The following is a 13,649-nucleotide window of genomic DNA, read 5'->3' on the forward strand; positions in this document are numbered from 1 at the left end:
ATCAAGGTGCATGGACGATTTTCCGCAGCGCTTGACTCGCCGCCGCAGGGTCGTCCGCCTGCATAACGGCGGACACAACCGCCAACCCGTTTGCCCCCGCTGCCAGTACCTGCGGTGCGTTGTCCAGCGTGATCCCGCCGATGGCCACGACGGGCACGCGCCGGCCCGGGGCAGCCTCCGGTCGCGCGTCCGACAGGCCTGCGGCCCTATCCGTCGGGCCCGTCACGATATTCGACAGGCCTGTCACGACGGCGCGTAATCCGTCCAATCCGCACACGTCCGCGTCGTCCTTGGAGGACGTCGGAAAAACCGCGCCCACCCCGAGATAGTCGGCGCCGTCCAGCACGGCTTGCCGTGCTTCCTGCACCGTGGCCGCGGAGACACCGACGATTTTGCTGCCCACGAGGCGCCGGACGTCGCGGCAGGAGAGGTCGGACTGGCCCACGTGGACACCGTCCGCGTCCGTGAGGAGCGCAATGTCCACGCGGTCGTTGACGAGGTAGAGTGCGTGGTAGGCCTCTGTCAGGCGGCGAATCTCCCGCCCCAGCGCGACCAGTTCGCGTCCGTCCGCCCGCTTGCGGCGCAGCTGCACGGCCGTGGCCCCGCCCTTCAGGGCCCGGTCAATCACGCCGAGCAGGCCGTCCAGGTCTGCCCGCTCGTCGGTCACCACGTACACGCCAAGACGTGTGCAGAGCGGCTCGTTCGAGGCACGGCTGCCGTTGTTCACGGTCATAGGCTCACCCGCTCCACCCGGGCGCGGTCATTCACATCTGCCTCGGTCAGATGGTAGAGTGCGTCGAACAACGCGGCCTGGAAGGTGCCGGGCCCCTGCGCCGATGCCGCGGCCAACTCGCCCGCGACGTTGAAACAGGTGACGGCGGCGACACACGCGGACGCGTAGGTCGACAACGGACTTCCGTGGGCGACGGACCCGACGAACGCGCCGAGTATCGCCGTGAGTGAACAGCCTGACCCCGTGATGGAACCGAGCAGCGGGTGCCCGTTGTGCAGCTGCCACAGGGATTCGCCGTCGGTGACCAGGTCATGGGCTCCCGTCGCGATCACGACGGTTCCCCTGGCCCTTGCGTACGCCTTCATGGCCTGCGGAAGTTCGTTTCCGGCACCGGACGAGTCGACACCGGTGACCTGGCCGCCGGCGCCCAGCAGGACGCCGATTTCGCCCGTGTTGCCGCGCAGCACCGTCAGCCGGAGTGCTTCGGTGAGCTGCGCCGCGGCCTGGCTGCGGTAGGGGGTGGCGCCGGCGCCGACGGGATCGAACACCACCGGCACGCCGGCTTCGTTGGCCGCCTTGCCGGCGATGCGCATCGCCGTGATGACGTCCGGCGTGAGCGTGCCCATGTTGAGTGCGACGGCCCGCGCAATGCGCGCCATGTCGGCGACTTCCTCGTGGGCGTAGGCCATCACGGGCGACGCGCCGATGGCCAGCAGCGCGTTGGCGGCGACATTGGTGACGACCAGGTTGGTGATGTTGTGGACGAGCGGACGCTCCGCGCGCACGCGGGTCAGCCACGCGCCTGGCGTGTGCTCGTCAGCGGCTTCCGCGTGAGTGGCGCGAAGGCCGGATGCCGGCGCGTCCGGCGCTGGGGCTGGATGACAGTTCTCCTCCATAGGGTGATGCTCCTCTCTCTGTAGATTTGTGGGTGTTGCATGGATGCGCTCGTTACAGGCCGGCTGGCGGAGATGCGTGGACCGTCCATGTGCCATCGCGATAGACATAGGACGAGCCGTGCTGCAGAGGCGCAGGCGGCACCAGCAACGACGTGTTCGCTGGCGCTGTATGGTCTGTTGGGCCATGACCGGATCCGACGTCCCAATCCTTTGCCCGGTCGATGGCCTCGAAGACAAACGCTTTGGCCATTGCGATGGCCGTCAAGGGTGCTTCGCCCCGCGCCAGCAGTGCGGTGACAGCTGATGAAAAGGTGCAGCCTGTGCCATGCGTTTTACGGCTTGGCACGCGCGGCGAGACGAGCGATGTGAACGTTTGGGTGCCGCTGTCATAGATGATGTCTACTGCGTCATTTGGACGGCCATCGGCCGCGTGACCGCCCTTGATGACGACGATTGGCACGCCGGATTGCGCCAGGTCGCGCGCGGCCCGCTTGGCGTCCGCCAGGTCCCGGATGGGGTACCCGCACAGTGCCTGTGCCTCCGGCAGGTTGGGCGTCACCACCGCAGCCAGCGGGAAGAGTCGTGCTTTGAGGGCGTCCACAGCGTCGGGCTGCAGCAAGGGGGCGCCGCCTTTTGCGACCATCACCGGATCGACCACCAGGTGTTGCACCGCATGCGCCTCCAGCACGTCTGCGACGGTATGGATGATGTCCGCGGAGGCCAACATCCCCGTCTTCACCGCGTCTGCGCCAAGGTCCGTGAGCACCGATTCCAGCTGCTGCTGCACGAAGCTAGCGGGGACCGCCTGGATGTCCTGAACCCCGTGCGTGTTTTGTGCCGTCAACGCCGTGATGGCGCACATCCCGTAGACACCGAACTGGTGCAGGGTCTTCAAGTCAGCCTGGATGCCCGCGCCTCCGCCGCTGTCCGATCCGGCGATTGTCAGCGCCCGAACGACGTGCCCGCCCGGCTGCCTAAACATCGCGGCTCCCTCCGAGGGCCGGCAGGCTGCGGGTGTCGGAGAGGCCGCGGGTGTCGGAGAGGCTGGCGTCATTGGGGCGATCCCGGCGTTCCAAGACACGGTCCGCATCTGGCAGAGGGGGGATGTCGGGCAGCGTGCGCGGGGTCGGCTCCCACCGCTCGAGTTTGTACGCCATATCAAAGAACTGGTACTCCAGGCGGCAACTGTCCAGAAAGGCCGATTTCATGAGATATGAGTCGAGTTCGCCCGAGGATGCGGCCAGTTCGTCGAGCATCGTGATCAGCTCGTTGAGCCCGGCTTGCATCCTGTCGCTGGCGTAGAAGGAGATCCAGTCGTAGAAGGGGTGATTTGCCGCGGGGTGCGACTCGTCTACGATTTGTTTGGCGATGTCCACGTAAATCCAGTGGCAGGGGAGCACGACGGCAACGATTTCGCCGAGTGTGCCCTGCTGCGCGACAGACAGCATGTGGCGCGCGTAGTGGTGGGCGGTCGGTGCGAGTTCTGCTGCCTTTTGCCGCACCGCTTCGTACGATGCGCCTGCGACTTGGCACAGGTTCTGATGGGGGACGAGTTCGCCGTCGAGCAGCAGGCCGATGCGTTCGTAAAACGCGCGCATTTGCGCCTGTGTGTGGGCCTTCGCCAACGCCATGCCGTAGACCTTGCAGTAGGTGTTCAGGTACTGGGTGTCCTGTTGGACATAGTGGATGATGACTTCCCGGGGCAATTCGCCCTTCGCGAGACCTTGCACGAACGGATGCTGCCAGATGGAATCGAAAATGGACTGGGCTTCCTGTCGGAGCGAAGTCGCAAAAGACATCGCTGCTGCCTCCTTCGTCGGAGGCCAGTTCGGGGTGAGAACGGATGGAAAGGGGGGCAGCGTGATGAGTGAGCGATCGGCTCGCGATTGACGAGCGATCGGTGAGCGATCGGTGAGCGATCGGTGAGCGATCGGTGAGCGATCGGTGAGCGATCGGTGAGCGATCGGTGAGCGATCGGTGAGCGCGCGGCGCCGCAACAAGTGCGGCAAGGGCCCGAGTGGCGGAAGTTGCCTCAGGGCCGTGCTGCTGGGGCTTGCGCGCCGCGTTGCGCTCAAGGGTGCCCTTGTGTGCAACCCTCCATCAACGCTGCTCGGCACGCTGGCCACTTTCCTACGCTGGAATTACCCAGATCAGGTGCGAAGGGTTCAAGGACGGTACGGCCGTCCTTGTCTCAGCTCTGGCTCCCCTAGTGGCCTCACAGGTTGTTTAAGGAAACTATACCACGCGCGTGATGGCAGGTCTATCGATTTTTGCACAGGCGGGGGAGGGGGAGGGGGAGGGGGAGGTAGGGAGGAGGGTGTGCGCGGAAGCAGGGGTCGGCGTAAGGCAGCAAAGGTACCTAAAGTCGGCCGGCCCGGGCATGCCGGCCCCCGTTAAGGAAGGAAAGGCGCCTAAAGCGGCGGGATCGCAGGCAGTGGGCGTCGGCGTAAGGCAGCAAAGGTTCCTAAAGCGTCGGGATCGCAGGCAGCGGGCGTCAGCATAAGGTAGCAAAGGCGCCTAAAGCGGCGGGGCGGGGTGCTGCTGGCGGTCAGCTAAGGCAGCAAAGGTTCCTAAAGTCGGCCGGCCCGGGCGCGCCGGCCCCACGTTAGGGAAGGAAAGGTGCCTAAAGCGTCGGGATCTGAGGGGGCGGGCGTCGGCGTAAGGTAGCAAAGGTGCCTAAAGCGTCGGGATCGCAGGGGGCGGGCGTCGGCATAAGGCAGCAAAGGCGCCTAAAGTCGGCCGGCCCGGGCGCGCCGGCCCCCGTTAAGGAAGGAAAGGCGCCTAAAGCGTCGGGATCGCAGGCAGTGGCCGTCGGCATAAGGCAGTAAAGGTGCCTAAAGCGTCGGGATCTGAGGGGGGCGGGCGTCGGCGTAAGGCAGCAAAGGCGCCTAAAGTCGGCCGGACCGGGCGCGCCGGCCCCACGTTAGGGAAGGAAAGGTGCCTAAAGCGTCGGGATCGCAGGCAGTGGCCGTCGGCATAAGGTAGAAAGGACGCCTTATTGTGGAGGGTCCGGCGATGCCGGACCCCCGATTAGGTAGAAAAGGCGCCTTTAGCGGAGGTGGGCGGCCAGTGAAGGGCGCTGGCCCCCGAGGCCCCCCGAGGCCCCCCGAGGCCCCCCGAGGCCGGCGGCGAGCCTGCACCGCACCGCCCGACCCGCCCGACCCGCGAACCAGCCTCAGCCTCCGCCACACACTCCCCACGCCCTTCCGCTAGGCCTGGGTCTGCCGGGCCGTTCCCACTTGGCCGGTTTCGTCCGGGACACCGCCCGGCACGCCCGTCGACACCAGGACGCCGAGGAACGCAATGGCGACCACGGTCCAGAACGCGAGGTGGATGCTGTGCGACAGGGCGGACGTCAATGTCTGCAATGTGCCGGATGGCAGCTGGCCCCGCTGCGACGCGTTGAGCAGCAGGTTGGTGACTGCGGTCGGGTTGCTGTAGCCCTTGGCGACGCCGGATGCCCGGAGGATGCGCGAGAGGTTTCCGTTCACCACCGCGCCGAGGACGGCTACGCCCAGCGTGCTGCCGAGAATGCGGCCGAACATGTTCGATCCGGTCGCGATGCCGCGCTGTGCCCAGGCCACGCTGGACTGGATGGAAATGACTTGCACGGTGGACGACAGGCCGAGGCCGAAGCCAATCAGCAGGTTGTATGCGGCGATGGCCCACGGTGAGATGCCGGGTCGAATCGTCAACAACAGCAAGCTGCCAGCCAGGCAGAGAATCAGCCCCGCGATGGCGTTCACCCGGTAGCCGAACCGCCAGATGAGTTTGCCCGAGAGCGTCGACGCGATGGGCCACCCGATGGAGATGGTGACAATCGTGACGCCCGAAAGGAAGGCGCTCACTCCCAGCACCCCTTGCGCGAACGTGGGGATGTAAGACGAGGTGCCGAGCGTGATGGCGCCGGTGAGCAGGGCCGATGCGTTGGCCACGGCGATGACCCGCATGCGCATCAGCGGCAGCGGCAGCATCGGCTGCTTGACCTTGGATTCCGCGAGGAAGAACAAGGCGAACAGCACGGCCGACGCGACGAGCAATCCGATGATTTGCGGGGATGCCCACGCCCACCGCACACCCGCTTCCAGCAGCGACAGAATCAAGGCGCACACGGCGGCGACCAGCAGAATCGCGCCGAGAAAGTCAATCTTGGTTGGATGGCGTTCCATCTGTTCGCGGAGGAAGAAGGTGATCCCGAAAATAGCGATGAGGCCGAGCGGCACGTTGATTTCGAAGATCCACGCCCAGCCAATGGTCTGTACGATGAGCCCGCCCAGTGCGGGTCCGACCACGGACGCCAGCGCCCACATACTCGACAGGAGCCCCTGCACTTTGGCGCGCTCCGCACCGGGGTAGAGGTCGCCGACGATGGTCATGGCAATGGGCTGCACAGCACCTGCGCCGAGTCCCTGCAGCGCGCGGAACAGGATGAGCATGACCATTGCGTGGCTGAGGCCGCAAAGCAGCGAGCCGAGCACAAAAATACCGGTGCCCACGGCGAACACGGGTTTGCGGCCGTACAAATCGGCGAGTCGGCCGTAAATCGGGATGGACACGGCCTGCGCGAGCAGGAAGACCGAGAAGACCCAAGCAAACTCGGAAAATCCGCCCAACTTCCCGACAATCGTCGGCATTGCGGTGGCGACGATGGTTCCTTCCATGGCGGACAGAAACATCGCCAGCAGCAGAAACGCCGTGACGGTGGAGCGGTTGGTGGTTCGAACGGCTTGTTCCACGTTGGTCACCTACCTCCGTAGAGATCGCGGATCCGATCGTTTCGCGTCTAGCAGCGCCTGGTCGCGCCCTGGCGCGCGACGCACTGCGCCGGTCGGCAGGCGTCAGACGCTTACTTTTTGTTCGCAGCCCCATTATGGTATCACACAACCTATGGATTCTGTACTACAAAATACTTGGCCAGAATATTCAATTACTATCGCTTGCGATCGCTCGAGCGAACGCGTGTCGAAGGAGGCGGGCAATGTGTCCATCGACCTGGAGAAAGGGAAATGGATGTACGAAACCATGGTGAAAATCCGCTATTACGAGGAAAGCATGGTGCAGGCTTACGCCGAAGGCAAGCAGCCGGTGTTCAACATCGGCGCAGGCCCCGTGCCGGGCGAAATGCATTTGGCGGCAGGACAGGAGCCTGCGGCCGTCGGCATCTGTGCCCACCTGCGCCGCGAGGACACGGTGACGGCACCCCACCGTCCGCACCACCACGCCATCGCCAAAGGGGTGGACCTGCGCTGGATGACGGCCGAGATCTTCGGCAAGGAGACGGGGCTTGGCAAAGGCAAAGGGGGACACATGCACTTGTTCGATCCCGCCGTGAAGTTCTCTTGCGGCGGCATCGTCGCGGCCGGCGTTCCCCACGCCGTGGGGGCGGCGCTGGCAGCGCAGATGCAAGGCAAGGACTGGGTGGCGGTGGCGTTCATCGGGGAAGGCGCCGCCAACGCGGGCGCGTTTCACGAGGCGCTCAACCTCGCGGCACTGTGGAAGCTGCCGGTGATTGTGGTCATTGAGGACAACGCGTACGGCATCTCCGTGCCAAAGCAGGCATCCACGGCGGTGGCATCGAACGACCTGCGTGCAAGCGCTTACGGAATCCCAGGGACGCGCGTCGCGGACAACGACGTCGTGGCCATGTACACCGCGTCCGAACAAGCCGTGAAACGGGCGCGTGCGGGCGAGGGGCCGTCCATCATCGAGATCGAAACCTACCGCTATCTCGGGCATTTCCAGGGCGATCCCGAACTCTACCGCGACAAAGCGGAGGTTCCGGCCTTGCGCGAGCGTGATCCGATTGACCGGCTCCAGGCCCACCTGACGGAGAACGGGGTGTCCGCAAGCGTGCTGGAGGAACTGGCCGCACGGGCGCGGGCGGAGGTCGACGATGCGTACCGCTTCGCGCGCGACAGCGCGTATCCGCCCGCCGAAGCTGCACTTGCCGACGTGTTTGACGCCTGACAGAGGCTCTGCGCTGTGTGTAAGGCCGGGCGCAATGGATGCTGGGCGGGAAAGGTCACAAAAGGAGGAATGGTCCATGGCGACTTCCACCACGCGGATGTTGACGGGCAACAAGGCGATGGCAGAGGCCATCGCGCAGGAGATGGAGCGGGATGAACGGGTGTTTGTGCTCGGGGAGGACGTCGGCGTGTACGGCGGGATTTTTGGATCGACCGAGGGGCTCTATGCGCGTTTTGGCCCCGGCCGCGTACGCGATACACCGATTTCGGAGACTGGATTTATCGGCGCAGCGATTGGCGCTGCGGCGGAAGGGATGCGGCCCATCGCAGAGTTGATGTTTGTCGATTTCCACGGGGTTTGTATGGATCAGATTTACAACCACATGGCCAAGATTCACTACATGTCCGGGGGTCAAGTCAAACTGCCGATGGTGCTGATGACGGCTGTGGGCGGCGGCTACAACGATGCGGCGCAGCACTCCCAGACGCTGTACGCGTCGTTTGCGCACCTGCCGGGCATGAAGGTGGTTGCACCGTCCACCCCCTATGACCTCAAGGGCATGATGATCTCGGCCATTCGGGATGACAACCCTGTCGTGTTCATGTTTCACAAGTCCCTGCAAGGCCTCGGCTGGATGACGCAACTGGACGCCTCGGTTGGGCATGTGCCGCAAGCGCCGTACACGGTGCCGCTGGGCAAGGCAAAGGTCGTGCGCGAGGGGACGGACGTGACCATCGTCGCGATCCAGATGATGACCCATGCCGCCCTGGAGGCTGCGCAGCGCCTGGAGGCGGACGGGGTGTCGGCGGAGGTCGTGGACCTGCGTTCCCTGGTCCCCCTCGACAAAGAAACCATCTTGAACTCTGTGCGGAAAACGCACCGGCTGCTCGTTGTCGACGAAGACTATCGTTCTTATGGAATGAGCGCGGAAGTTGCCGCGGTGGCCGCGGAGGAAGCCTTGCACGACCTGGACGCGCCGATTCGCCGGTTGGCCGTGCCGGACGTGCCGATTCCCTACAGCCGGCCGCTGGAACAATTCGTGATTCCAAACGCGCAGCACGTGTACGAGGCGGTGATTGGACTGGTTCGGCAGTAGCCGGCCAATACTGGCACGACAACTCGGGTCGCGATGGCGGTGGATGACCGCAGGTCGACGCTGGTCGCGACAACGCCGCAAACTGGATTTGGAGGACAGCTGTATGGTAGAGGTGAAACTTCCACAGACCACGGAGGAGCCCAAAGAGTGTGTCGTCGTACTGTGGTACAAGGCAGAAGGCGACTGGGTCGAGCAGCATGACGTGTTGGTCGAAATGCAAGTGGAGAAAGCAACGTTTGAAATTGAAGCCCCGGTGAGCGGCGTGCTGCAACGCATTTTCGTCAAGCGGGCGGAGACGGCGTCCGTGGGGGATACGCTGGCGACGATTGATCCGGCCGCCCGTCCACCACGGCCATAGACGCTCTTTCGCAGGGCCGGCAGGGTGACGGCTCGCCGGAGGCTGGCGGGCCGCAGGCTGGCGGGCTCCGCCACTTCGCGCGGCAGACCCTGCACAAACTAGCGCAGCCCATCTCGCGGAACCCCAAAATATCAGATAGAATATTGTCAATATTACTTTTTGTACACACGAAAAGGGGAGACGCTGATGATCACGCCGCTCACACCGATGGCGTTCAAACGCCGCGCCGCGAAGTTGTATCCGAACAAGATCGCGGTGGTCGACGGGGACCTTCGCCTCACCTACCGCACGTTCGTGGAACGGACCAATCGGCTGTCGCACGCGCTCGCGCAGCTTGGGATTGAAACCGGTTGCAAGGTCGCGGTCATCGCACCGAACACGCACGAGATGCTGGAGTGTTTCTACGGAATCTGCCAGATTGGCGCGGTGATGGTGCCCATCAACTACCGGCTGCAGCCGCACGAGGTGGCGTACATCATCAACCACAGCGATTCGGAGGTTGTCATCGTGGATGGGGAGTACACGCACCTCGTGGCGCCAATCCGCGATGAACTTGCGCAAGTGCGTCATGTGGTGGTGACGGGCGCGTCCACTGCGGTCCCGGATAGGGCGGTGACGGACGGGGCCACTGGGGCAAGCCCGGATGGGGCGCTGGATGGGGCGCTGGATTATGAGGCCCTCCTGGCGGAAGCATCTGCGGATGAGCCGGCCGTGGTGCTGGACGAGAACCAGCCCATCACCATCAACTACACGAGCGGCACGACCTCGAAGCCGAAGGGCGTTGTGCTGACCCACCGCAATATGTACATGAACGCGGCCGATTTTCTGTTCCACATGCGCGTCGGGTACGACGACGTGTACCTGCACACGCTGCCGATGTTTCACGCCAATGGCTGGGGTGGTGTTTGGGCGATCACCGGTGTTGGGGGCACCCATATCTGCCTGCGTAAGGTCGATCCGGCGCTGGTTTTACAACTGTACGAGCGGGAGCGCATCACGCTGGCGTGTGGCGCCCCGACGGTGTTGAACATGCTGGTGCAGGCGCCAAACGTGGAGGACGTGCGCATCACCTGGCCGACCCGCATCGCGACGGCAGGTTCGCCGCCGCCTGCCGCCGTGATCGACCGGGTGCAGCGGTTGTTGAACATGGACGTGATTCACGTGTATGGCCTGACCGAGACGTCGCCATTCATCACCTGGTGCGAGTGGCGTCGCGAATTTGACAGCCTGCCCGCGGACGAACAGGCGGCGCTGAAGGCCTGTCAGGGTGTGGAGATGCTGTTCAACGGCGAGACGACGGTGATGCGGGAAGACGGGTCGGAGGTCGCGTGGGACGGGAAGGAAATCGGCGAGATTGTCACGCGCGGCAACGTCGTGATGGAGGGCTATTACAAGCAGCCGGAGGAGACCGCAAAGGCCATTCGCGACGGGTGGTTTCACACCGGAGATTTGGCCGTGATCCACCCCAACGGCTATATCGAGATTTTGGATCGGCTGAAGGATGTGATTATCTCCGGCGGCGAGAACGTGTCGTCGATTGAAGTGGAGGGCGTGCTGTATAAGCATCCGGCGGTCGCCGACGTGGCGGTGGTGGCGCGCCCGGATGACAAGTGGGGCGAAGTGCCGGTTGCCTTCGTGGTGCTGAAGCCTGTTGTCGCCGGAGCGGGAGCAGGAGTGGCGGGAGCGGCCGCTGCGGCTGGGACGGCTGGGACGGCTGGGACGGCTGGGACGGCTGGGACGGCTGGGACGGCTGGGACGGCTGGGACGGCTGGGACGGAGGAAGCGCTCGCGGACGAGCTGCGGGAATTCTGCCGGGCGCATCTCGCGCACTTCAAGACGCCGAAGGAGTTTCGGTTTGTCGAGATGCTGCCGCGGACGGCGACGGGCAAGCTGCAAAAGTTCAAGATTCGCGAACTGGTGTGGGAAGGCCGGGAGAAGCGTGTGCAGTAGAGTGGCAGTGGGTGTAGGCGGCGGCTTGGCGCAAGGTGGGTGCGCGCGGCCTGGCCCGGATATGGCAGGAAACCCGCCTTAAAGTGGATGGCTCGGTGGTGCCGGGCCTCCGACAGGGTAGGAAAGGTTCCCTGTGGCAGGGTGGGTGCGCGCGGCCTGGCCCGGATATGGCAGGAAACCCGCCTTAAAGTGGATGGCCCGGTGGTGCCGGGCCTCCGATAAGGTAGGAAAGGTTCCCTGTGGCGGGTGGGTGCGTGCACCCTGGCCCGGATATGGCAGGAAACCCGCCTTAAAGTGGATGGCCCGGTGGTGCCGGGCCTCCGATAAGGTAGGAAAGGTTCCATGTGGCGGGGTGGGGAGGTTGTATGAAACATCCCTCACTCGCCCAGTTGATCGAACAAAAATGCCAGCACGTCCGCCTCTTCCTCAATCGACTTCGACACGGGTTTGCCGTGGCCGTGGCCGGCGTTTTCTTCCACGCGGAGCCAGACCTGGTCGCGTGACGCGGCCTTTTCCTGCAGCGTGGCCGTGAATTTGTAGGGGTGAGCGGGCACGACGCGATCGTCCGTATCTGCCGTCATGATGAGCACCGGCGGGTACGAGGCGCCTTCCTGCACGTTATGGAGCGGCGAGTATCGAATCATGAATTTGAAGTGCTCCGGATTCTCGGCCGCGTTGCCGTACTCGGTCGTCCAATACCGTCCGACGGTGAACAGGTGATAGCGCAGCATGTCGATGACAGGCACCCGGCAGACCACCGCGCCGTAGAGGTCGGGCCGCTGCAACATGCACGCGGCCACCAGCAGGCCGCCGTTGCTGCCGCCCGTGATCGCCAGCTTGCGCTGGCTCGTGTAGCCGTTGTCGACGAGCCACTCGCCGGCAGCGATAAAGTCGTCGAACACATTCTGTTTGTTCTCGAACATGCCTGCGCGGTGCCATGCCTCGCCATACTCGCCGCCGCCGCGCAGGTTGGCGAGTGCGTATACACCGCCCTGCTCCAGCAGCGCCAGCGGGGGAATGGCATACGCGGGCGTCCGGCTGATGTTGAACCCGCCGTACCCAGTCAAGAGCGCCGGATGGCTGCCGTCCAGCTTCAAATCTTTGCGGTGGGTGATGAACATCGGCACGCGCGTGCCGTCCTTCGATGTGTAGAACACCTGCTTGGTCACATAGTCGTCCGTCTTGAAGTTGACGTCCGGACGGAACCAGACGTCGGTGGACTGACTCGCCACGTCGTAGCGCAGGACGGTTGGCGGGTAGAGGAACGACGTGAACGCGAGAAACGCTTCGCGGTCGCGGTTGCGGCCGTTCAGTTCCGTGATCGATCCAATCCCCGGGAGCTCGACGGTGTCGACCAGTCGGCCGTCGAGCGTCCATACTTTCGCTTCGTGGTGCGCGTCCTGCAGGTACACGGCGACCAAATGGTCATGCACCATCCGCACCGCGTCGAGTACGCCCTCTGTCTCCGGCACGACCTCGCGCCAGTTGGATTTGTCCGGATTCGTCAGGTCGATCGCGATGATCCGGCCGCGATCGGCTTGGCATGTGGTGTGCAGGTAGAACACCGAGCCATGGTTGCCGATGTAGGTGTACGCGCCGTCGAAGTCATCCAGCCACTCGGTGAACGGGGCTTCGGCAGCGGGGAGGCCCGGCTGCGCAGGGTCGATCGCCCGATAGTAGAGCCGGTTGCGCGAGTCCGTCCCGTGCGTCACGTACAGCAGCAGGTACCTGCCATCGTCGCTGATGAGCGGGTCGAACCCCCACTCCTTCTCGTCCGGCCGTTCATAGATGAGAACATCCTGCTCCTGCGGGGTTCCGAGTTCATGCCAATACACCTGTGCAAAGTGGTTCTCGTCTTCCGGTGCGACCGTGCCAGGTACCGGGAACCGTTTATAATAGAAGCCTTTGCCGTCTTCCGTCCAGGCGCAGTTGGTGAACTTGCACCAGCGAATGAGGTCTGGCCCGTCCTCGCCCGTCTCCACGTTTCGGACGCGAATCTCCTGGCGGTCGCTGCCGCTGCGCGACGACGACCACGCCATCCACTTGCCGTCCTTGCTGAAGCTGCGGCCGCTCAATTCCACCGTTCCATCTTCGGACAACGCGTTGGGGTCCAGCAGCACGCGCGGTTCGCTGTCCAGGGTGTCCTGCACGTACAGTACCGCCTGGTTTTGCAGGCCGTCATTGCGTTCGAACACGTAGCGCTCCCCCGCACGGCGCGGTGCGCTCATGCGTGGAAAGTTCCACAATTCTTTCAGCCGATCACGAAATTTGTCCCGGGTGGGCAGCGACCGCAGGTACTCGAACGTGCGCTCGTTCTGCGCTTTCACAAACGCTTGTGTATCGGGTGAATTCGGGTCTTCCAGCCAGCGGTACGGGTCTGCGACCGGCGTACCGAAGAAATCCTCAACAATCGGGTCTTTGCGCCAGGAAATCGACATGTCGTCGGGTGCCTCCTTCGTGATTTGCAGCAAGCTTGGGACACGCGTTGGGTGTCTGTCAACAGGGTAACACAGAATCGTGGGTCGGCGGACGCGTGGAGGGCAGTGACGGCGGCACGGTGGTGAACCGATAACGCGCCGGGAGGCCGCAACTGAACGGGCCGCGCGCTTGGGCCGAGCAGGCGGCCCTTTGCATGCCCGCCTGCAAAGG

10 protein-coding genes and 1 riboswitch are annotated in these 13,649 nt (G+C 64.2%); of the genes, 4 read left to right on the forward strand and 6 right to left on the reverse strand.

The annotated features are described in order from the left end of the window. Nucleotide 1 precedes the first annotated feature (1 nt). The 5 genes from thiE to JI721_RS11195 form a co-directional block, all read right to left on the reverse strand. A complete protein-coding gene (gene thiE, locus JI721_RS11175) occupies nucleotides 2-733 on the reverse strand; it encodes a thiamine phosphate synthase (protein ID WP_274454963.1) in 732 nt (243 codons plus the stop codon). Continuing rightward, entirely contained in the window at nucleotides 730-1,629 is a 900-nt protein-coding gene (gene thiM, locus JI721_RS11180; RefSeq protein WP_274454964.1) for a hydroxyethylthiazole kinase, read from the reverse strand. The genes thiE and thiM overlap by 4 nt, the downstream gene beginning before the upstream one ends. A gap of 52 nt (nucleotides 1,630-1,681) precedes the next feature. Then, complete coding sequence (thiD, locus tag JI721_RS11185; protein WP_274454965.1) at nucleotides 1,682-2,611, reverse strand: bifunctional hydroxymethylpyrimidine kinase/phosphomethylpyrimidine kinase; 930 nt, start codon at nucleotides 2,609-2,611, stop codon at nucleotides 1,682-1,684. Next, nucleotides 2,604-3,428 carry a thiaminase II gene (tenA, locus tag JI721_RS11190; RefSeq protein ID WP_274454966.1) on the reverse strand — a complete coding sequence of 275 codons (825 nt, stop codon included), beginning with the start codon at nucleotides 3,426-3,428 and terminating at the stop codon, nucleotides 2,604-2,606. The genes thiD and tenA overlap by 8 nt, the downstream gene beginning before the upstream one ends. 311 nt (nucleotides 3,429-3,739) lie before the next feature. Then, nucleotides 3,740-3,847, reverse strand: a riboswitch (TPP riboswitch). Nucleotides 3,848-4,838: 991 nt separating this feature from the next. Then, nucleotides 4,839-6,374, reverse strand: a complete 1,536-nt coding sequence (locus JI721_RS11195) for an MDR family MFS transporter (protein WP_274454967.1) — start codon at nucleotides 6,372-6,374, stop codon at nucleotides 4,839-4,841. 265 nt (nucleotides 6,375-6,639) lie between these two features. Between JI721_RS11195 and JI721_RS11200 the strand changes: the two genes are divergently transcribed. From JI721_RS11200 to JI721_RS11215, 4 genes are all read left to right on the forward strand, one after another. Next, a complete protein-coding gene (locus JI721_RS11200; protein ID WP_274457821.1) occupies nucleotides 6,640-7,596 on the forward strand; it encodes a thiamine pyrophosphate-dependent dehydrogenase E1 component subunit alpha in 957 nt (318 codons plus the stop codon). Nucleotides 7,597-7,672: 76 nt separating this feature from the next. Next, entirely contained in the window at nucleotides 7,673-8,692 is a 1,020-nt protein-coding gene (locus JI721_RS11205; protein WP_274454968.1) for an alpha-ketoacid dehydrogenase subunit beta, read from the forward strand. A gap of 103 nt (nucleotides 8,693-8,795) precedes the next feature. Further along, the gene (locus JI721_RS11210; RefSeq protein ID WP_274454969.1) at nucleotides 8,796-9,050 is read left to right on the forward strand and encodes a lipoyl domain-containing protein; all 255 of its coding nucleotides are present in this window, start codon (nucleotides 8,796-8,798) and stop codon (nucleotides 9,048-9,050) included. 186 nt (nucleotides 9,051-9,236) lie between these two features. Then, a complete protein-coding gene (locus tag JI721_RS11215; protein WP_274454970.1) occupies nucleotides 9,237-11,000 on the forward strand; it encodes a long-chain-fatty-acid--CoA ligase in 1,764 nt (587 codons plus the stop codon). A 377-nt stretch (nucleotides 11,001-11,377) separates the two neighbouring features. Here the strand turns inward: JI721_RS11215 and JI721_RS11220 are convergent, their stop codons facing one another. Beyond that, nucleotides 11,378-13,438: a prolyl oligopeptidase family serine peptidase gene (locus JI721_RS11220; RefSeq protein ID WP_274454971.1), complete on the reverse strand. Its 2,061-nt coding sequence runs from the start codon at nucleotides 13,436-13,438 to the stop codon at nucleotides 11,378-11,380. Between the last annotated feature and the right edge of the window lie 211 nt (nucleotides 13,439-13,649).

This window comes from Alicyclobacillus cycloheptanicus (assembly GCF_028751525.1).
GTDB lineage: Bacteria > Bacillota > Bacilli > Alicyclobacillales > Alicyclobacillaceae > Alicyclobacillus_L > Alicyclobacillus_L cycloheptanicus.

Bases quoted from the DNA above. Each gene is read 5' to 3' on its own strand.
- thiE (WP_274454963.1), bottom strand. From the start codon at position 733: ATGACCGTGAACAACGGCAGCCGTGCCTCGAACGAGCCGCTCTGCACA.
- thiM (WP_274454964.1), bottom strand. From the start codon at position 1,629: ATGGAGGAGAACTGTCATCCAGCCCCAGCGCCGGACGCGCCGGCATCC.
- thiD (WP_274454965.1), bottom strand. From the start codon at position 2,611: ATGTTTAGGCAGCCGGGCGGGCACGTCGTTCGGGCGCTGACAATCGCC.
- tenA (WP_274454966.1), bottom strand. From the start codon at position 3,428: ATGTCTTTTGCGACTTCGCTCCGACAGGAAGCCCAGTCCATTTTCGAT.
- JI721_RS11200 (WP_274457821.1), top strand. From the start codon at position 6,640: ATGTACGAAACCATGGTGAAAATCCGCTATTACGAGGAAAGCATGGTG.
- JI721_RS11205 (WP_274454968.1), top strand. From the start codon at position 7,673: ATGGCGACTTCCACCACGCGGATGTTGACGGGCAACAAGGCGATGGCA.
- JI721_RS11210 (WP_274454969.1), top strand. From the start codon at position 8,796: ATGGTAGAGGTGAAACTTCCACAGACCACGGAGGAGCCCAAAGAGTGT.
- JI721_RS11215 (WP_274454970.1), top strand. From the start codon at position 9,237: ATGATCACGCCGCTCACACCGATGGCGTTCAAACGCCGCGCCGCGAAG.
- JI721_RS11220 (WP_274454971.1), bottom strand. From the start codon at position 13,438: ATGTCGATTTCCTGGCGCAAAGACCCGATTGTTGAGGATTTCTTCGGT.